The sequence below is a fragment of the Paenibacillus sp. FSL R5-0378 genome, assembly GCF_038009285.1.
Classification (GTDB): Bacteria; Bacillota; Bacilli; order Paenibacillales; family Paenibacillaceae; genus Paenibacillus_AQ; species Paenibacillus_AQ favisporus.
Window position 1 is genome coordinate 5592179 of sequence record NZ_JBBPAY010000001.1, and the last position, 18490, is coordinate 5610668.

Genomic DNA, 18490 nt, shown 5'->3' on the forward strand with positions numbered 1-18490 from the left:
AATATGGTCCTGCTCATGCGGCATAAATTCAGGAAAGCGAGATGAAATCATGGTTAAAATCACGGCGGCGCTGGCTCTATGCTCCCTGCTCATCCTTAGCGCCTGCGGAAACGAGGGACAAAAAGACCAAAAGGCGGTCCCTCCGGCTCAAACAAACGAAGTACATACAAACCATCCAGGCAGCACCACAACAAACGGGACGTCCGGCGTTCAACCCGGCGGATCGGTACCGGAAAGTTCTCCGGAAACGAATAAGGATCAAACGAATAACGATCAAACGAATAACGATCAAACGAATCAAGGCAGCGCATCCAAGCCGGATTCCAACGATCAGCAGTCGGGTACAAAAGCGGTAAAGGTGCAGTATCGCATGAATAAAGCTTACGATATCGTTCCGAGTGTTGAAGGGGTTTCGAAAAAAGTCGTACTGCTAACCTTCGACGACGGCCCTAAAAAGGCCGAAATGATCAACGGGTTGATCGATACGCTGGACAAGCATCACGCCAAGGCGATATTTTTTGTCAATGGATACCGCGTCAAGCAGCATCCCGAGCTGTTGAAATTAATAGCGGACCGCGGGCAGACCATCGGCAACCACAGCTGGGACCATATCATCCTCAAAAATAAGCCTGAAGCGGAAGTACGCAGACAAATCGAGGATACGCAGCAGATCGTCAAGGCAACCGTTGGCAAAGCGCCGGTATTTTTCCGTCCCCCCAATGGGGCTGGCGGTGATACCGGCAAGAAAATCGCCAAGGAGAACGGTCTCCTGTACATGACCTGGTCCAACGGTTCGCTCGATTGGACGATGAGCTCCAAAAGCAGCGGCAATGCCGACAAGGTTATCTCACACGTGCTGGACCAGTTGCACAGCGGCAGCAACATTTTAATGCATGAGCTTCCGTGGACCGTCGAAGCGCTGGATACGCTCCTTACCAAGCTGGAAAGCAAAGGCTACACCTTTGTAGATCCCGAAAGCATCGATACTCAAATCAAGTAAGGAATCATGCAATGCATAAAAAAGCAGCCGGCATATCGGCTGCTTTTACTCGTTTATCTGTGTTTTTTCTATGGATTCTGTCCTTAGCGTAAGGACATGCATTTCTGCAGGGCAGCACAGGCGGAGCGGAACGCGTCTTGTGCCGAAACCGCGGCTGATCAGCATGCGCGGCCGGCGGACCTCCGCTTCCGGCTGCTCCCATTCAAACCATCCCGAAGCATACTTGCGGTAAAATTGATTCAGCCGGATCGGTCCGAGCCAAGGCAGCGTAATTTGTCCGCCATGGGTATGGCCGGCAAGCACAAGGTCCGCCTGGATCGTCTTCTGCTTCTGAAGCCAGGCTGGGTCATGAACGGCCAGGATGCGGCATTCCGCACCGGCGTCACGGACAGGCAGCTGTGGAACCGGAGGATAATCGTTTCGTTTGTACCGCGGATAATCAACACCGGTTAACCAGAGGCGCGCGCCGTTTCGCAGGAGAGGAACGTTCTCATCCCGCAGCAAAGTGACTCCGCATGCGTTCATCAGCTTTTCCAAACCTTCGGGATCGGCCTTATAATCATGGTTGCCGTATACGGCATATACCGGGGCGATTTCCGTGAGCAGCCTTAAGTTGTGCTCCACCTGGCTCAGCGGTACATTCCGTTCCATAATATCCCCGCCAAGGATCACCCAATCAACCGTTCCGGCCAGCTGCCGTATCGTCTTCCCCGTCAGCCTTCTGCTATGCAGATCCGATATGAACAGAAGCTTGCAGCCGTCAAAGGGCTTTGGCAGCCTCTCCAGCCTCACGTCGGCCTGCTGAACCAGCTCCAGCCTCGCTTCATACGACATCCTGGCGTAAAGCGCTGCAGCCGCAGCCGCGACGCCTGCCCCTGCCCAGACGAGCCAGGGGGCTACCATAGGTCCTCCAGCGGGGGGGCGCCCTTAATTCCCCAATAAACAAGAAATGCCGTTAAGCCGATAAATAAAAAGATTAAAGAGTTCGTAAAATATTTACTGATCTTGATGCGCCGGGAACCGTAAGTGTCCGCTCTTGCCGGAACGGCGGATTCCTCGCCTGCCTCTCTTTTTCCGGCAGTCCGGTTACTCCGCCGGGACTGCGGGGCTGCCGCCGAGCCGGAAGCGGCTGCAGCAGTTCTGGCGGCCGCCGGCCGCTTCCCTGCATTTTCTGCCGTTTTTCCGCGTCTCAGCGTTCCGGCCGCCCGTGTTGAAGACGTCTCTGCTGCCTTGGACTTGGGCGTAGTCCGTTGACCGGCATCGGCTGAAGGCGCCTTTTTTACCGGGGTCTTCTTCCGATTTTTTCTGTACGTTTCAACTCTGCTCAATTCGCTGTTCATGCTTCCCTCCGAAATCGAATCACTAGCCCGGATACACAATCAATCATAAAATGGCATAAGACCGGGGCAAGCAGTGTTCCGGAATGTATGTAGATATATCCGAGGCCGTAACTGCTCAAAAAAACCCAGCCGGTTGGAATCCAGTGCTTCAAATACCGGACGTGAATGACCGCAAATAATATACTGGTCCAATACGGACCGAATGCATGCTGTACGGCTCCACGGAACAGCAGCTCCTCGCATACCGCCACGACCGCGGAGATGACTATAATATGCCATACGGGACGGCGCTGGAACAGCATGTTGTTGATTCCGCCGTCATCCATCACTTCCTCCGGCGTAATCCGGGAGACGAGGAAATCGACGGCAAACATAACGGCGGCCAGCCCAAGCCCCCATGCCGCAACTTGTCCGGGATGCTGAAGCTGAAACAAGGCAAGCGGATTTCTTCGCTGCAGCAGAATCCATACGAGACCGATCAATAAGGTTAGGCCCTGGGTGATATACAAATTGATCAGAAGTAGACGGTCATTCAGCTGTTCAGGCTTAGCCTGCTGAATTTTGGGTAATTTCCATTTCCTTTTTTTCATGATGAGGCCTGCCTGTCTATTAAGTTTCTGTTACTAGAGTGGTTGCAAACATCCCACAACGTGAAGGCTTTACTCCAACATCTGTTTGTGTTCTGCGGGACCCCCGAAATATACGATTTAACTTTGTTAAAAAAGTCCTCCCAGCATTAGAATCATAGCAGATTAAGAGCAGAACATTCAAGGGAAGCACTTTTACCTATTGACACGCCTGATAGGCGCGTGATACATTATGGAAAAATTAATTGAGCGAAACACGATGAAGGAAAGAAGAGGCTTTATCGTCTCCAGAGAGCCGGTGGTTGGTGCAAACCGGTGACAGAGAAGTCATCTTTAGCGTTCCAGAGCAACTGCATTGAACTACCCAGTAGGTGCAGTCGGATGATTCCGTTATCAATCAGGTCTCCAATCGGAAGACCTTGAGGCTGCCGTTCGCGAAGACGGCGGTGAATTAGGGTGGCACCACGATAACTCTCGTCCCTTACTACGGAAGTAGTATGCGGATCGGGAGTTTTTTTGTTGTCCAACCAAGAATAAGGAGAAAAATCCGGCCAGCTGCACGTTCATCCTTTGGCACAGTACCGCGTTGCTTTACGGAATGAACTTAGGCGTCCGCCTGATTGTCTCCCATAGGCTGCTCAGCGGCTCCACTCTCGGCTTCACGGATATGTTCCTATCGGACATGTCCTTATATATAAGCGTTCTAGATATTTAAGGAGGATGGAAACCAATGTTTAAAGTGTTAGTATCGGATCCGATCAGCGATCTCGGAATCCAGCAGTTAGTCGATGCACCTGATGTTACGGTAGAGAAAAATACAGGGCTCTCCGAAGACGAGCTTGCGGCGATCATCGGGGATTATGACGCCCTTCTCGTTCGCAGCCAAACGCGTGTTACCGAAAAAATTATGGCCGCGGGAACCCGCCTGAAAGTCGTCGGCCGCGCCGGTGTCGGCGTGGACAACATCGACCTCGAAGCGGCAACCCAACGCGGCATCATCGTTATTAATGCCCCTGACGGCAATACGATCACCACCTGCGAGCATACCTTTGCGATGATGATGGCACTGGCCCGTCACATCCCTCAAGCTTATGCCAAAACGATCGGCGGAACCTGGGACCGCAAATCGTTCCTTGGCGTCGAGCTTCGCAACAAAACGCTTGGCGTACTAGGTATGGGACGGATCGGCAGCGAGGTGGCCAAACGTGCCAAAGCGTTCGGCATGAACATACTGGCATTCGACCCGTTCCTGACCCAGGAACGCGCCGAGAAGCTGGAAGTAAAGCTGGCAACGGTGGATGATATTATCCGGAATGCCGATTTTATGACAGTGCATACGCCGCTTACGCCGGAGACCCGCCATATGATTTCCCGTCCGCAATTTGAAGTGATGAAAAAGGGTATGCGCATCATCAACTGCGCCCGCGGTGGCGTCATTGACGAGATGGCCCTGGTTGAAGCGATTGATGAAGGCATCGTTGCCGGCGCCGCATTCGACGTGTTTGAATCGGAGCCGCCGCAGCAGGACCATCCGTTCCTGAACCATCCGAAAATTATCGTTACGCCTCACCTCGGCGCTTCCACTATCGAAGCCCAGGAGAACGTAGCCATTGACGTGTCCGAAGAAGTGCTGCATATTCTGCGCGACGAGCCGTTCAAGAACGCCGTCAACATGCCGCCGGTGGCACCGAGCATCATGAGCCGTCTGCAGCCTTACTTCTCGCTCGGGGAGAAACTGGGCAGCTTTGCCGCCCAAATTACGAAAAACCAGGCGATCCATGAAATTCACGTGGACTATGCGGGAGATTTGTCCGACATTGACACCCTTCCGCTGACCCGCTATATCGTCAAAGGCGTGCTTGCCCACCACCTTGGCAGCGAAGTCAATATCGTCAACTGCATGCATCTCGCCAAAAACCGTGAAGTCAACGTGGCCGTATCCACGGCTCCTAAATCCAAAGGCTTTACGAACCTGCTTACCGTGACCCTCAAAACCTCCGAGAACGAAGAGCGTCTGGTAGCGGGCACGCTGCTTAACGGCTATGGCGAGCGGATCGTGCAGCTGAATAAGTTCCCTGTCGATATCGCTCCGGAGGGTCATCAAATCCTGATTTCCCATAACGACAAACCGGGTATTATCGGCCAAGTCGGAACGCTGCTCGGCAAGAACGACGTTAACATCGCTTCGATGCAGGTCGGCCGGAAAATTATCGGCGGCGAAGCCATCATGATTCTGACCGTCGACAAAGGCGTGCAGAAAGAAGTGCTGAATGAGCTGACGACGATTCCGGAACTCAACAGTGCCGTCGAAATCGTCCTTTCCTAATCGGTCTATACTTTATGAAGAACAGCGTAAGCAGGGTCAAGTGAGCCTGGCTTACGCTGTTTTTTGTTGGTGGGAAACAAGCGATGTTCCACGTTGAACAAGATTAATCTTTTTTCTTCAACAAAAAAACACCCCGTCAGAGGTGTTTCCTGTTCTTTTTCCATTATTTACGGCTTTCGACAGGCAGCAGCATCGTAAAGGCCGTTCCTTCGCCCAGGATGCTGTCCACCTGAATGCTGCCCTGGTGCGATTCTACGATGTTCTTAACAATGGCTAGCCCAAGACCCGTACCGACCGATTCCCCGCGTACCCGTGCCTTGTCCGCCTTGTAAAACCGTTCAAACACGAACGGCAGATCCTCCGGCGGAATGCCTACGCCCTCGTCCTTTACCACGATTCGGATCATCGGCTTTTTGTCCGACAGAACACGGTCGGCAAGGATGCTGATCTTCTTCTCTTCTGGCGTGTGCCTGAACGCATTGTCCAGCAGGTTGGTCATCACCTGCTCCAAACGGTCTTCGTCGGCCTCCTCAAGCACCATATCCTCCGTCTTACGGTCATAAAGGAGCTCGATATTCCGTTCCTTGGCCCGTACCATAAACTTGCGGTATACGCGCTCGAGCAGCTCGTTGAGGTCAAGCTGCTTTTTGGCCATGTCGACATGCCCCGCTTCCATCCGCGCCATGTCAAGCAGATCCTTAACCAGCCGCCCCATGCGAAGGGATTCGTCATGAATGACCTGAATCAGTTCCTGGCTCTCTTCCGGCGACGCCGCCATGCCATCCAGCAGCGCTTCGCTGTATCCCTGCATCATGGACAGCGGCGTGCGGATCTCATGCGACACGTTGGCAACGAAGTCCTGGCGCATTTTCTCCAGCTGCACTTCCTCGGTTACGTTGCGGAGCACCGCAACCGCCCCTCGGATGTCGTTATCCGAATACAGAGGCGCCATATGAACCGACCAGACGCCCTGCTTGACGTGAAGATTCGTGCTCGTGTCGCCGCTGCCTTCCAGCATATTGTCGAACAGGTCCAGCAAAGGCTCAGGTACCTGCTGTTCTTCCTCCCCTTCGGCGTCCTCCTGGTCCAAGTTCCAGTGGATATCCTTCCATTGGGTGATCAGCTTCTGTCCCGGTGGATTCGTCAAGATCACCTTGCCTGAAGTATCGAACGTAATGACGCCGTCGCTCATACTTCGGAGGACGCTCGCCAAATGCTCCTTTTCCTGGTTCAAGTTGCGGATATTGTCTTCCAGCTCAGCCGCCATATGATTGAACGTGTTCGCCAGCTTTCCGATCTCGTCGCTCGTATTGATCGACAAGCGCGTGTTGTACTCGCCCTTACGGATCGCTTCGGTAGCCTGAATCATCTGCTGCATCGGCTGCGTAATCTTCGTCAGCAGAAACAGCGCAAAGAAGGTCGTCATTGAAAACCCGATGATAGCTGTGTACGTAAACAGCCGCTTGATGTCCCCGGAGTTCGAATAATTCATATCGATGTATGGAAGCAGAAATAACCCGAGAATAATCAGGATGCATGCTACCAGGCAGATGATGGTAGCCCAGAGCTTCCCGACAAGAGAGGTCCAGAAATTCATGTTATTTCGGTACCTCGAGCTTGTAGCCTACGCCCCAGACGGTGGTGATCATCGCCGCCGACTCCGGTGATACCTTGTTCAGCTTCTCCCGCAGGCGCTTTACGTGCGTGTCGACCGTCCGCAGGTCGCCGAAAAATTCATAGTTCCATACATCCTTCAGCAATTCTTCCCGGGAAAAAACCTTGTCCGGCGAGACCGCCAGGTAATGCAGCAGCTCGTATTCCTTAGGCGTCAAGCTGACCTCTTGTCCGTTCGCTGTCACCCGGTGGGCATCGTGCTCAATCACAAGATGCGGAAACACGATGTTGTTGCTCGAATTCGTTTCCTTCGACAGGTACGCCGTTGCCGAAGAGCGCCGCAAAATCGCTTTTACCCGGTAAATGACTTCCCTCGGGCTGAATGGCTTCACGACATAATCGTCCGCGCCGACTTCAAAGCCTTGAACCCGGTTGATCTCCTCGCCCTTGGCGGTCAGCATCAGCACAGGCGTCGATTTGAGCTGGCGCAGCCGGTTGCACACCTCGATGCCGTCCATGCCGGGCAGCATCAAGTCCAGCATGATCAGGCCATAATCCTGATTGGAAGCTTTACGGAGCGCGGTTTCGCCGTCCTCGGCCTCCTCGACTTCATAGCCTTCCTTCTCCAAATACATTTTCAGCAGGCGGCGGATCCGTTCCTCGTCGTCCACGACCAGGATCCGGTTTGTATGTTCTGACATAAGACAACCTCAACCCCTTCTATGTTTCTGTGAAGAACTTGTCATAACTCCATGCTAATCTTAACAAAAATCCGTTTCAACATCCAAGCGAGCAATGTGAAACGGATTATTCAGTGCTAAATGGATTGAACTAGAGTGACAATTAACTCCAGTTCAATCTATATAAATTGTCATAACTGGATCAGTTTGTACCCGCATAGGAGTGAAGTCCGGCAATGACCAGGTTCACGCCGACGAGGGTAAACATGACCACCAGGAAGCCGAGAACCGACAGCCATGACGACTGGCGCCCCTGCCAGCCGCGGGACAATCTGAGGTGCAGGTAGGCACTGTAGAACAGCCAGCAGATGAGCGCCCACACTTCTTTCGGATCCCATCCCCAGAAGCGTCCCCAGGCCACCTGAGCCCAAATCATTGCAAAGATCAAGGCGCCGAGCGTAAAGATCGGAAACCCGATGGCGATCGCACGGTAGCTGATCTCATCCAAATCATCGGGGTCGATCCCGTCCAGGAACGGAGAGGCCGCACGTCCAAGCGGCTTGCGCGCGATCAACCGGAGGATTCCGTATAGGATAATGCCGGAGATCACCGTCCAAATTATCGTGTTGAACTTGCGTCCCGCGTTGATCCCGTTCATCCAGGACGGAGCGCTGAACAGGGGCTTCGTCATGCCGAGGAACGGCTGATAGCTTTCGACCTTGCTGTGGTAAGGCGCTACGATCGGCGGCAGCTTGTATTCGACGGTCTGCGTAACGCTCGCCGTTTGCCCGGCCGTTCCGGAAGCCTTCGTCTGGGTGAACACGGATTCATAACCGGCTGCACGGAAGGCAAAGACCGTAATGATAAACGAGATAACCAGAATGATCGAGAAAAATACGATTTCGACCCAGCGCCGCTGGCGTCTGTCCTTTTTATCCGTGCTGCTGAAATTCACCGTGCGCAGCAGGTACATAAAGCCTGCCGCAAATGCGATCGCGAAGAACGACTCTCCGGCCGCCGCCATCGTGACGTGGATTTTCAGCCAATAGGACTGCAGCGACGGAATCAGCGGCTGCACCTCCTGCGGAAACACCGCGGCGTATGCCATGATGATGATCGTGATCGGAACGGCGAACAAGCCGAGTATCGTTTTGCGGTAAATGAGATATACCACCGTAAACGCCACCATGACCATCATCGAAAGGAATGACATGAATTCGTACATGTTGCTGACGGGAATATGTCCGCCGCCCGCCCACCGGGTAAAGAAGTACGTTAGCTCCAGCACCAGGCCGAGAGAGGATACCCCGAACGCGATATTCCCCCACTTCCTGCGGTGCGACTCCGGATCCCTGTTGCTCCACCGGCGGCCCATAATGGCGACCGCGAACAGGATGAACGCCGCGCAGTACAGGAAGAATGCGACGACGAACATGTTGCTGCTGAAATTTAACAATCCACTCATGAGTGATTCCCTCCGTTATCCAAGGACTTCTCGTCCACTTCCAGATTCATTTTGCGAAGTATTGCCGCAATTTCCCGGCGGATGCCGAACCAGTTCTTGTTGGTATGCGCACCGAGGGTCAGGTTCCCGTCGTCAATCCGCAGCCAGATCCGGCGGTGCTGCCAATAGAAGCCGAGTACAAGTCCAAGCATGACGATGGCTGCGCCTACCCAGACAAAAGGCATCGCTTTGTCCACCCGGATGTTCAAATAGGTGGTCGACATCGATAAGTCCACATTTCCCATTCCTTTGACATCCAGCTCAAGTGGAACGCTGCCGCCGTTCATTTTGGCGTTTATGGCATCCTGCTGGAAGCGCTCCTTGTCGATTTGTTTCGGGAAATAGAAATAATGTACGCCTTCGGCTGGCAAATTCGGCCCTTTAATCAGGAAGAGAAAAGCCGGCGCGTTTGGATTCGGAGTTTTCGTGACGGGCTGACCGTTCTCGTCCAGCCCAAAATCGTTGTACTTCTCCTTCAACTCAAGCGAATATGGCCCTACCTTGTAGTTCCGCTCTGGATCCTTGATCTTCAGCTGGAACGTTCCGTAATCTTTGCCGGTCTTCTTGTCCACCAGGGAAGGCTTGACCGAACGGAGGACCGGTGTCAAATCGTAGTCAAACTGATAGGCCTTCAGGCCTTTGTAATCCATCGGGTCATTAACCTCGATATTGTGATGATCAACGGCCTTCAGCGTAGGCTGTTTGGACGGATCATTGCAGTTGGCCGTACATTCGTACAGGGTCGCCTGCGTCTTGAACAGTTTTGGAAGCACCTTGTTTTTGCCCTGAAATTCCTTTGGCAAATCTTGTTCCGAGTAATATTCAACCGTAAACTTCTCGTTCTTCAAATAATACGACGTATTCGGAATGTGCTTGATTTCGCCTTCTGGAAAAGCGACATGCTGATCCATGTGCAGACCGGGCAAGCCGCGGGCCAGCACGGCCAGCAGGAAAATGATCAGCCCGATATGGATGACGTATGGCCCCCAGCGGCTGAAGCGGTACTTTTCTGCGAGTAAAGCGTTATCCAAGGTATGTACACGGTAGCCTCTTTTCTTGATGTGGACGGATGCCTGCTCCACCCATTCCTTGGACTCCAGCTCTACCGGTCCCTGATACACCACGCGCTGACGGGTCAGGAACTGCTTATGCTTCAAAATTCTTTGCTTGGTAAGCGCTTTGTACAGTGGCAGCACCCGGTCCAGGCTGCAGATGACCAGCGACGCGCCGATCATGACGAGCAGGAGGACAAACCACCAGGATTCGTACGTATGCGACAGGCCCAGCTTGTAATAAATCAATCCGGGCGTGCCGTAAGTTTCCTTGTAGTACGTTGAAGGATCGATGTTCAGAAATGTGTTTTCCTGGGGGAAAATCGTCCCGAGCATCGATCCGAGCAGGGTCAGGATAATCATGTATACGGCGATCTTTACAGACGAAAAGAAGTTCCAGATCCGGTCTATGAAATTCGGGTTGGCACGCTGAGAGCGTCGTGCCATCCCGTCATAGCGCATCTCCAGAACTTCGTTGGACTCGCGGTCTTGTTCTTCCAATGGCCTTCCGCAAGCCTCGCAGAGCACCGTACCCACGGGGTTTTGGTGCCCGCACTCGCACTTGGTGTTCTTGAATGCAATAACTTCCTTCATCATCAGGAATTCACCAACTCTTCAATTTGCTGATCGAGAGTTTGCAAATCCAACTGTCCCAGATGGATCTTATTGATCTTCCCGTTAGGCGAGACAAAAAACGTCGTAGGCAGCGGGGATATTCCGTAGGATTGAATGGCGTCCTTCTCGGGATCCAGCATTACCGGAAAGCTGACATGGACCTGCTTCACAAAATTTTCCACGGCCATTTTGTCCTCGCCGGCGTTGATGCCAACGATGACGACATCCTTATCCTTCCACTTATCATACTGGGCCTGCAGAGCGGGCATTTCCTTCACGCATGGTTCGCACCAGGTTCCCCAGAAATTGACAACAAGCGCCTTGCCTTTATATTCATCGAGCGTATGAACCTTGCCGTCCAGCCCGAGCAAGTCAAAGTTCGGCGCCTTACTGCCTTCCGTCGGTTTGCCATTAGAGCCCGAAACCTGTGTCGTAATGGCGTAACCGCCCAAAATGACAATCAACAGCAGGATAATGATTTGAACCTTTTTTCTAGATTTACCCATGCCAAAAGCTCCCTTTCCATGACAAATCACATATTTTAAGCGCAGAGTTTGAACAACCTATGAACAATTATAGCGAAATAATGTCACAGGTGCTCCGGGAGTATTTGAAAATTATGTGTCCTTCCGTTCTATCTTTTGTTTAAATTTCCCGATTTAGCCATATTTAATAAACTTTGCACTTCATCCTTTGTCAGGTGGCGGTACAAGCCGCGCTTCAAATTGTGCAGCAGCAGGTCGCCGAACGCCACACGTTTCAGCCGGATCACCGGGTGCTTGATCGCATCAAACATTCGTCTGACCTGCCGATTGCGGCCTTCATGAATCGTGATGCTGATTACGGCTTCGTTCTTCTCTGTGTCGATATCTTTATATTCGACTTCGGCAGGGGCTGTCATACCGTCCTCCAGCTGAATGCCGGCTTTGAGCTTGTCCAGGTCGCTGCCATGCGGGATCCCCTCCACCGTCGCCAGATACGTTTTGGGCACATGATGCCGCGGGTGAGTCAACAGATTGGCAAATTCGCCGTCATTGGTCAGCAGCAGTAGACCTTCGGTATCGTAGTCCAGACGGCCGACCGGATAAACCCGCTCTTTGATGCCTTTCAAATAATCGGTTACGATTTTTCGTCCCTCCGGGTCGGACGCGCTGGTAATAACCCCTTTCGGCTTGTTGAAAACGATGTAAATCTTCTGCTCGTGCTTGATCGGTTTGCCGTTCACCTTGATGATATCTTGATTCGGGTCCGCCTTGGTCCCCAGCGTGGTTACGGTTTCCCCGTTAACTTCCACTTTGCCAGCCAGAATCAATTCTTCGCACTTACGGCGCGAAGCGATACCGGCCTGCGCTAACACTTTCTGTAATCTCTCCATGTTCAATAGGTCACCTCAACCCTAATGATAACCATCAACCGGATAAATCACAAGTTCGTTCCATGGAAAATCCGCTCCTGGGCAGGTGTCGGAGTGAGGATACAAATAGAGGGGGGAAATGTTGTAGCGGCGTGCCAGCTCCATAATAAGTTTGCTGGCAACGAACAGCTGCTGTTTTTCGGCAGCGCGAAACAGGGTGTATTCGCGGTTGAAATCACCCTGGAGGCAAATATGGATATGGGACGGATCGGTGACGTAAGGGGAAGAAACGACCGAGGCATCCTCCCCGATCCAAAAATCATACCCTTTTCCGTTGATGGAAGGGCATACGGAATGATGAATGATAAAGCCTTCGAATGTCATGCGGATCACCTCAATTAAACTAGCCTGAGCTTGTTACAGTATATGAGGTGTCCATGAAACCGTTCCACACGGCTGGCCGGTTATCCGAAGAACAGCAGGCAGACGGCAATAGCTGCTGCAAATCCTACCGCATCCGATAAGAGACCGACCTTAAGCGCATAACGCCCGTTGCGGATCCCGACCGCACCCAAATAAACAGTGAGCACGTACAGCGTCGTATCCGTACTCCCTTGTATCGTTGAAGCCATCCGTCCGATCATGGAATCCGGGCCGTACACCGAGATCAGATCGGTGGCGAATGCGAGGGACCCTGTTCCTGTCAGCGGCCGCAGCAGACCCAGGGGCAATATTTCGCTCGGAACGCCCAAATGCTGAAGGAAGGGACCTGTCCAGCCCACAAAAAAATCAAGGGCCCCTGAGGCCCGGAAAATACTGATCCCTACCATCATCCCGACCAGGTTAGGAATGATTTGAATGGCCGTTTGAAATCCCTCTTTGGCTCCGTCGACGAAGGACTCGTACACCGGCACCTTCTTGGTAAAAGCATAAAGGGGAATAAACGCGATCAGTACGGGGATCGCCCAGGCCGATATCAAATTGATGAACGCCACCATACGCCCTGCTCACCCTTTCAGCTCGGATTGGGAGGAAGAAACGGGACCCGAGTGCACCGGCGGCTTCTTCGGCCTGCTGCGCATAAATTTGCGCCGGTACCAGCGGTCCATCACGATGGCGGCCAACGTGGCCACGGCGGTCGCCATTAGCGTTGTGCCGACGATATCCGTCGGATTGGCGGACTGATAGTTCATCCGGATCGCGATCAGCGTTGTCGGAATCAAGGTGATGCTGGCCGTATTGAGCGCCAGCAGCGTGCACATCGCCGGGCTGGCGGCCGTCTTATCGGGATTCAGCGTCTGCAGCTCCTGCATCGCCTTGATGCCCATTGGCGTGGCTGCGTTGCCTAGACCGAGCAGATTCGCACTCATATTGGACAATATGTAACCCATGGCAGGATGGTTTTTCGGCACATCCGGAAATAAAAAGGTAACGATCGGGCTCAGCAGCCGGGCTATTTTTTTCAGCAGTCCCGAATCTTCAGCAAGGCGCATCATACCGAGCCAGAAGACCAGCACGCTGATTAACCCGAAACATACTGTCACCCCGGTCTTAGCCCCGTCGAAGGCCGCAGAAGTGACCAGTTCAATCTTCCCCTGGGCTGCTGCAAAACCGAATCCAATCAGAATAAGCCCCAGCCAAATTGCATTGATCATTTCGTATCCCCTCTCCCCAGGTTGTTACGTTAACATCAGGCACCAGGCTGAAGCAGACGCTTCATCACCACGCTGAACCATTGTCCCCAATTACTTTTGTGAGCGGGTGCCATCGTCTGCTCAGCAGCTGTTCCGGACGCGTTTCGTTCCGGCAGCACGCTTCCTTTTCTGTAGACCGGAATTTCTCCGATCTTTTCCCCTTTCAGCGACACCTCGATTTTCCCTCTCAGCCCGAATCTCAAATCCGGCGCTCCTTCCTCCGCTTCAGGATAGAGCACCAGCTTCTTGTTGACCTGAGCTTCCTCGCCATCGGCAAAAGGGTACTGGAACGTTTGGCTGACGACCAAATCCTGACCCTGTACCGACTCCCCTTTTTCGGTCAGCTGTTTCAGCGGGTAGTATTCAAACCCGTAATCCAGCATTCTGCCGTGGTCGTTCCAGTCGTCCCCGTCGTTCAGTGTCACGGCGACCAGCTGCTGGCCGTTGCGGGTTGCCGAGCTGACCAGGCAGCGGAACGCCTTTTTGGTATAGCCGGTCTTGACCCCGTCCGCTCCTTCATAAAGGCGGAGCATTTTATTTTTGTTATCCCATTTGTAGTCCCAGGATTCATTCGGATTCGGAACCTTCTTCGTCGGCGTCTTCACGATTTCCTTAAAAACCGGATTATGCAGGGCATATGCCGTCAGCTTGGCCAAATCGTTGGCCGATGAATAATGGCCTTCCTCGTCCAGTCCGTGCGGATTCATAAAATGCGAATGGGAAAGGCCCAGCATACGGGCTTTCTCGTTCATCAAATAGACAAACCCCTCCACAGAACCGCCGACGTGCTCGGCAATCGCCGTGGCCGCGTCATTGCCTGAACGCAGCATCAGCCCGTACAGCATATTTTCCAGGGTCATTTCTTCCCCCAGCTTGAGATAGATGGAAGACCCTTCTTTGCCAAAGGCGTTTTTGCTGACCTTCACTTCGCTGTCCAGCTTGCCATGCTCAATCGCTACGATGGCGGTCATGATTTTCGTCAGGCTGGCGATCCGGAGCTCATCGTCGCCGTGGCTGGAATACAGCAGCCTGCCTGAAGTGACATCGATCAAGGCTGCGGCCTGAGCGTGGGTGCCGAGAGCGGGTAAATTTTTCGCGGCCGATGCCCGGCTTGTACCGGCAAAGCCGCTGGCGATGAGTGTGATGACCGCAATCCAGCTCCATATTCGTTTATGCTTGATCCACATGTTATCTTTCCTTTCGGTTCAGAAAATCTTGTACAAGTATATGCTTGGCCTAACTCGGGTATGCCAAACGTGCAAACCAGAAAAAATCGATGCCCTTTTTCAGAAACCGTTTCTTCACAAAAAATCCCTTCCGGCTGACGGAAGGGATTGGCACAGGCTTAAAACAATGAAGGATTGATCTCCGAAGTCGTCGTTTGGGCTGGATTGACAGCACCCGTTTGCGTATTCGTTTGGAACATCGACGTGATTTTATCCACCATAGACGGTGCGGAATCAATTAATTTCTCGAATAAATGCGTTTGATTATCGAGCGGAACGATATTCACGCCTGCTTTGCCGACAACGAGAAATGCGATCGGACGAATCGAAACTCCGCCGCCGCTGCCTCCGCCAAACGGCAAGGACTTGGATTCATGTCCGGGTGCCGCGCTCACGCTTTTACTGATATCATCCGCGTTAAAATCACTTCCCCCTGCGGCAAAGCCAAAGCCCACCTTACTGATCGGAAGGATGACGCTGCCGTCAGGAGTTTCTACAGGGTCGCCGACGATTGTGTTGACATCAACCATGCCTTTGATGTTTTCCATCGCAGTCTGCATTAAGCCTTGAATCGGATGCTCTGCCATGTTGATTCCTCCTAGTGTGTTGATAATAAGCTCTGAGCCACAGATGTTAGCTTGCCCATATCCCATTGAAGTATGTAGCTCGGCCTGCGCGACCGGTACCGTTAAATTAAGTAAGCCTTTCTTATCGCAGAACCTGTTTGGCCAATCGGAACCAATGGATCGGACCTCCCGGTACTTTGAGAATTCGGGCCATCAGCATGATGCCGGCATACAAGGCATAACCGCAGGATATGCGGGCAACGCAGGACAGCTCGGTAGCAAACTGCGGCTCATCCTTAAACACCGGAACGACAAAGAGCCTTGGATTGTTTCGCATGCGTACTTTAAAGGAAAGCCAGCCCACCAGGGTCGTTTTGAGCCCCCACACGGTTCCCGTTGCAATCGCAGTCCATGCTGCATCGCCGGTTGATAAATTGGTAGACCAATCCAGCTTCATAATGTTCACATGCTGCATGGTACGGTAAAACCATTCCTTTAAAGAAGCCGTCGACCGGAGCATAATCCTCACTTCATCTGCCCAATGGTCCAGCAGTCTTTTGTTAATATGCGCTTTTCCGACGGTTTGGCCGTTACGGAAACTGTTTTTGCTCTCAAGCCGGAGCATAAAGCCCTTTTTCATATTGGCAAACACCAGGGAAGGCATTTCATAATGCATCTTTACGATTCCATACAGCATCTTGACGTCCAATACGGCCTTGTCATCCTTATTATGCTTGCTGTACCATAATGTAATGGTAATGCTTGACATTATGACGGCAACCAGCAGAATGATCAGGAGAACAATAATGGCGACTACAATCCACACGTATAAACCCCCAAGTCTGTCCATAAATCTTCCTGTGCATAGTATGGCATTCCCCAATGGAAAAGATTCGGCCACAAGCTTTTTTTGAACGCCAAAGACCCACCCGGGGAATCCGGATGGGTCTTGTTATTTATGCAGTTTTACGGCACATCGTCAAACGTCAGCTGTTTTCCGTCCAGCTTCTCGAACAAGAGCTGGGTTTCTTCCTCCAGATTATCCGTATCTTCAAAAATGGCCGGCTCCGGGAGCGCCTGAATATTCGGCAGGCCAAAGTAATCGAGGAACGACTTGGTCGTACCGTACAAAATCGGACGTCCGATCGCCTCCGCCCGTCCCGTCTCCTCGATCAGGTCCTTGTTGACCAGCGTCTGGATCGCCCGCTCGGATTTGACGCCGCGGATCTCTTCGATTTCCACCCGGGTAATCGGCTGCCGGTAGGCCACGATGGCCAGCGTCTCGAGTGCCGCCTGCGACAGCGAGGATCGGGATGGGGAATAAGCGAGCCGCTCAAAATACGGGGCGTGATCGGGCAGCGTAGCCAGCTGATAGCTGCCGGCAATCTGGACGACCTGGATCCCCCTTTTCTCCCTAACAAAATCCTCCTTCATTTCCTCCAGGGCGTCGGTCACCAGCTCGGGACGGTGCTCGACGACCTCGGCAATCTGCTTGGCCGTCAGCCCTTCATCCCCCGCCAAAAAGAGCAGACCCTCAATAATCGATTTCAATGTCGGAAAGTCCATTCGAGAGACCTCCCCCTTTCCATTCCATCACAATGTCGTCGAACAGCTTTTCCTGATAACAAATAATTTGTTTCATCTTCATCAGCTCCAAAATGGCCAGAAACGTCACGACGATTTCATGCCGAACCATCTCATCATGCAGCAGCTTGGAAAACAATAGCTTGCCGCCGGGCCCGCTGGATTCCAGGGCATTCACCACCTCGCGGATGCGATCCTTCACCGAAATTTCGTCCCGCTGGATTTTGGCGTAGCTGGTCCGCTTCGACGCCTTGCGCAGCGCCTTCTGAAAAGCCGCGACCAAATCGGAGGCGTGCAGGCCTTTGACCGGATTGTCCGACACGCGCGGCACCCACGGCGTCAAATCCTCGGGCTCCTTGGAGTAGATCAGGCTCCGTTCAAATTCCTTTTCCTGCAAATGCTTGGCAATCCCTTTATATTTGCGGTATTCGATCAGCTTCTGCACGAGCTCCGCCCGCGGATCGATTTCTTCTTCTTCATAAAAGTCAAACTCGTCCATTTCAAATACCGGAGGCTTCGGCAGCAGGAGCTTGCTCTTGATCGACAGCAGCGTGGCCGCCATAACCAGAAACTCGCTGGTGATATCCAATTCGAGCTCCTGCATGCTCTGCAAATATTCCATATATTGATCGGTAATCTCACTGACGGGGATATCCTGGATGTCGATTTCCGCTTTATCAATCAGGTGCAACAGCAAATCAAGCGGACCTTCAAACGTCTCCAGCTTATATAATACGGTGTTCACGGCTTATCCTCCCGTCACATAAAGTACGCCCGCCAAGCGGGGCTGTGTCCCAATGGGCCCGTAAGGCACTTTGCGGACATAAAAAATGCAGTACCCGGAAAAAGGGTACTACATTAAATAAGCACTATTTTAACTGTTTCGTCAAGTTGGCCATTTCAATTGCCGCCACCGCAGCATCGTATCCTTTGTTTCCGGCCTTCGTTCCGGCCCGTTCCACCGCCTGCTCGATGTTCTCTGTCGTCAAGACGCCGAAAATGGTAGGAACGCCGGTTTTCAGGTTGATCGCCGCCACGCCTTTGGCCACCTCGTTGCACACGTAGTCGTAATGGGAGGTTGACCCCCGGATAACCGTGCCGAGCGTAATGACGGCGTCGTACTTGCCGCTTTCGGCCATCTTCTGGGCAATCAGCGGGATTTCGAAAGCGCCCGGAACCCACGCCACGTCCACTTCTTCTTCCTTGGCGCCGTGCCGCTTCAGTCCGTCGAGTGCGCCGCCCAGCAGCTTGCTGGTGATAAACTCATTGAATCTTCCAACCACGATGCCGTATTTTAATCCTTCGGATACCAAATTTCCTTCAAAAATGTGTGCCATGCTTCATCAGC

Annotated in this window: 20 protein-coding genes and 1 other annotated feature; of the genes, 2 read left to right on the forward strand and 18 right to left on the reverse strand. The window is 52.7% G+C overall.

Annotation, left to right across the window (positions count from 1 at the left end):
- Positions 1–49 precede the first annotated feature (49 nt).
- Positions 50–1000: a polysaccharide deacetylase family protein gene (locus tag MKY74_RS25890; RefSeq protein ID WP_076170072.1), complete on the forward strand. Its 951-nt coding sequence runs from the start codon at positions 50–52 to the stop codon at positions 998–1000.
- A 45-nt stretch (positions 1001–1045) separates the two neighbouring features.
- On the opposite strand, the gene MKY74_RS25895 is transcribed toward MKY74_RS25890, so the two are convergent.
- Genes MKY74_RS25895 through MKY74_RS25905 form a run of 3 tightly spaced genes read right to left on the reverse strand, consistent with a single transcriptional unit; the run spans position 1046 to position 2930 of the window.
- Positions 1046–1903, reverse strand: a complete 858-nt coding sequence (locus MKY74_RS25895; RefSeq protein WP_076170071.1) for a metallophosphoesterase — start codon at positions 1901–1903, stop codon at positions 1046–1048.
- On the reverse strand, positions 1897–2340 hold the full coding sequence (locus MKY74_RS25900) for a hypothetical protein (RefSeq protein WP_076170070.1): 444 nt from the start codon (positions 2338–2340) through the stop codon (positions 1897–1899). Before MKY74_RS25900 ends, MKY74_RS25895 begins: the two co-directional genes overlap by 7 nt.
- A complete protein-coding gene (locus tag MKY74_RS25905) occupies positions 2337–2930 on the reverse strand; it encodes a CPBP family intramembrane glutamic endopeptidase (protein WP_076170069.1) in 594 nt (197 codons plus the stop codon). The genes MKY74_RS25900 and MKY74_RS25905 overlap by 4 nt, the downstream gene beginning before the upstream one ends.
- Before the next feature lie 247 nt (positions 2931–3177).
- Positions 3178–3412, forward strand: a binding site (T-box leader).
- A 245-nt stretch (positions 3413–3657) separates the two neighbouring features.
- Here MKY74_RS25905 and serA point away from each other — a divergent pair.
- On the forward strand, positions 3658–5253 hold the full coding sequence (gene serA / locus MKY74_RS25910; protein ID WP_076170068.1) for a phosphoglycerate dehydrogenase: 1596 nt from the start codon (positions 3658–3660) through the stop codon (positions 5251–5253).
- Positions 5254–5416: 163 nt separating this feature from the next.
- Here the strand turns inward: serA and MKY74_RS25915 are convergent, their stop codons facing one another.
- The 15 genes from MKY74_RS25915 to ribH all read right to left on the reverse strand — a co-directional run bounded on the left by MKY74_RS25915 (position 5417) and on the right by ribH (position 18479).
- Complete coding sequence (locus tag MKY74_RS25915) at positions 5417–6850, reverse strand: ATP-binding protein (protein WP_076170067.1); 1434 nt, start codon at positions 6848–6850, stop codon at positions 5417–5419.
- 1 nt (position 6851) lies between these two features.
- Positions 6852–7568 (reverse strand): response regulator transcription factor, encoded by a 717-nt coding sequence (locus MKY74_RS25920; RefSeq protein WP_076170066.1) that lies wholly within the window; start codon positions 7566–7568, stop codon positions 6852–6854.
- A 181-nt stretch (positions 7569–7749) separates the two neighbouring features.
- Positions 7750–9012 carry a cytochrome c biogenesis protein CcsA gene (gene ccsA, locus MKY74_RS25925; RefSeq protein ID WP_076170065.1) on the reverse strand — a complete coding sequence of 421 codons (1263 nt, stop codon included), beginning with the start codon at positions 9010–9012 and terminating at the stop codon, positions 7750–7752.
- A complete protein-coding gene (gene resB, locus MKY74_RS25930) occupies positions 9009–10700 on the reverse strand; it encodes a cytochrome c biogenesis protein ResB (RefSeq protein ID WP_244169256.1) in 1692 nt (563 codons plus the stop codon). Before resB ends, ccsA begins: the two co-directional genes overlap by 4 nt.
- Positions 10700–11224 carry a thiol-disulfide oxidoreductase ResA gene (resA, locus tag MKY74_RS25935; protein ID WP_076170064.1) on the reverse strand — a complete coding sequence of 175 codons (525 nt, stop codon included), beginning with the start codon at positions 11222–11224 and terminating at the stop codon, positions 10700–10702. The genes resB and resA overlap by 1 nt, the downstream gene beginning before the upstream one ends.
- A 128-nt stretch (positions 11225–11352) precedes the next feature.
- Positions 11353–12093 carry a pseudouridine synthase gene (locus MKY74_RS25940; RefSeq protein WP_076170063.1) on the reverse strand — a complete coding sequence of 247 codons (741 nt, stop codon included), beginning with the start codon at positions 12091–12093 and terminating at the stop codon, positions 11353–11355.
- 21 nt (positions 12094–12114) lie between these two features.
- Entirely contained in the window at positions 12115–12456 is a 342-nt protein-coding gene (locus MKY74_RS25945) for a peptidoglycan recognition protein family protein (RefSeq protein ID WP_076170062.1), read from the reverse strand.
- A gap of 80 nt (positions 12457–12536) precedes the next feature.
- A complete protein-coding gene (locus MKY74_RS25950; protein ID WP_076170061.1) occupies positions 12537–13070 on the reverse strand; it encodes a spore maturation protein in 534 nt (177 codons plus the stop codon).
- Between the two features lie 9 nt (positions 13071–13079).
- Positions 13080–13727, reverse strand: coding sequence for a nucleoside recognition domain-containing protein (locus MKY74_RS25955; RefSeq protein ID WP_076170060.1), 648 nt, complete (start codon positions 13725–13727; stop codon positions 13080–13082).
- A 35-nt stretch (positions 13728–13762) separates the two neighbouring features.
- On the reverse strand, positions 13763–14953 hold the full coding sequence (locus tag MKY74_RS25960) for a D-alanyl-D-alanine carboxypeptidase family protein (RefSeq protein ID WP_084203877.1): 1191 nt from the start codon (positions 14951–14953) through the stop codon (positions 13763–13765).
- A gap of 158 nt (positions 14954–15111) precedes the next feature.
- Positions 15112–15579 carry a GerW family sporulation protein gene (gene ytfJ / locus MKY74_RS25965; RefSeq protein WP_076170059.1) on the reverse strand — a complete coding sequence of 156 codons (468 nt, stop codon included), beginning with the start codon at positions 15577–15579 and terminating at the stop codon, positions 15112–15114.
- A gap of 121 nt (positions 15580–15700) precedes the next feature.
- A complete protein-coding gene (locus MKY74_RS25970; protein WP_167372868.1) occupies positions 15701–16384 on the reverse strand; it encodes a DUF2953 domain-containing protein in 684 nt (227 codons plus the stop codon).
- Between the two features lie 140 nt (positions 16385–16524).
- Entirely contained in the window at positions 16525–17124 is a 600-nt protein-coding gene (gene scpB / locus MKY74_RS25975) for an SMC-Scp complex subunit ScpB (RefSeq protein WP_076170183.1), read from the reverse strand.
- The gene (locus tag MKY74_RS25980) at positions 17093–17887 is read right to left on the reverse strand and encodes a segregation and condensation protein A (RefSeq protein ID WP_076170057.1); all 795 of its coding nucleotides are present in this window, start codon (positions 17885–17887) and stop codon (positions 17093–17095) included. The genes scpB and MKY74_RS25980 overlap by 32 nt, the downstream gene beginning before the upstream one ends.
- Positions 17888–18011: 124 nt before the next feature.
- Positions 18012–18479: a 6,7-dimethyl-8-ribityllumazine synthase gene (ribH, locus tag MKY74_RS25985; protein ID WP_076170056.1), complete on the reverse strand. Its 468-nt coding sequence runs from the start codon at positions 18477–18479 to the stop codon at positions 18012–18014.
- Positions 18480–18490 lie beyond the last annotated feature (11 nt).

Bases quoted from the DNA above. Each gene is read 5' to 3' on its own strand.
- MKY74_RS25890 (WP_076170072.1), top strand. From the start codon at position 50: ATGGTTAAAATCACGGCGGCGCTGGCTCTATGCTCCCTGCTCATCCTT.
- MKY74_RS25895 (WP_076170071.1), bottom strand. From the start codon at position 1,903: ATGGTAGCCCCCTGGCTCGTCTGGGCAGGGGCAGGCGTCGCGGCTGCG.
- MKY74_RS25900 (WP_076170070.1), bottom strand. From the start codon at position 2,340: ATGAACAGCGAATTGAGCAGAGTTGAAACGTACAGAAAAAATCGGAAG.
- MKY74_RS25905 (WP_076170069.1), bottom strand. From the start codon at position 2,930: ATGAAAAAAAGGAAATGGAAATTACCCAAAATTCAGCAGGCTAAGCCT.
- serA (WP_076170068.1), top strand. From the start codon at position 3,658: ATGTTTAAAGTGTTAGTATCGGATCCGATCAGCGATCTCGGAATCCAG.
- MKY74_RS25915 (WP_076170067.1), bottom strand. From the start codon at position 6,850: ATGAATTTCTGGACCTCTCTTGTCGGGAAGCTCTGGGCTACCATCATC.
- MKY74_RS25920 (WP_076170066.1), bottom strand. From the start codon at position 7,568: ATGTCAGAACATACAAACCGGATCCTGGTCGTGGACGACGAGGAACGG.
- ccsA (WP_076170065.1), bottom strand. From the start codon at position 9,012: ATGAGTGGATTGTTAAATTTCAGCAGCAACATGTTCGTCGTCGCATTC.
- resB (WP_244169256.1), bottom strand. From the start codon at position 10,700: ATGATGAAGGAAGTTATTGCATTCAAGAACACCAAGTGCGAGTGCGGG.
- resA (WP_076170064.1), bottom strand. From the start codon at position 11,224: ATGGGTAAATCTAGAAAAAAGGTTCAAATCATTATCCTGCTGTTGATT.
- MKY74_RS25940 (WP_076170063.1), bottom strand. From the start codon at position 12,093: ATGGAGAGATTACAGAAAGTGTTAGCGCAGGCCGGTATCGCTTCGCGC.
- MKY74_RS25945 (WP_076170062.1), bottom strand. From the start codon at position 12,456: ATGACATTCGAAGGCTTTATCATTCATCATTCCGTATGCCCTTCCATC.
- MKY74_RS25950 (WP_076170061.1), bottom strand. From the start codon at position 13,070: ATGGTGGCGTTCATCAATTTGATATCGGCCTGGGCGATCCCCGTACTG.
- MKY74_RS25955 (WP_076170060.1), bottom strand. From the start codon at position 13,727: ATGATCAATGCAATTTGGCTGGGGCTTATTCTGATTGGATTCGGTTTT.
- MKY74_RS25960 (WP_084203877.1), bottom strand. From the start codon at position 14,953: ATGTGGATCAAGCATAAACGAATATGGAGCTGGATTGCGGTCATCACA.
- ytfJ (WP_076170059.1), bottom strand. From the start codon at position 15,579: ATGGCAGAGCATCCGATTCAAGGCTTAATGCAGACTGCGATGGAAAAC.
- scpB (WP_076170183.1), bottom strand. From the start codon at position 17,124: ATGGACTTTCCGACATTGAAATCGATTATTGAGGGTCTGCTCTTTTTG.
- ribH (WP_076170056.1), bottom strand. From the start codon at position 18,479: ATGGCACACATTTTTGAAGGAAATTTGGTATCCGAAGGATTAAAATAC.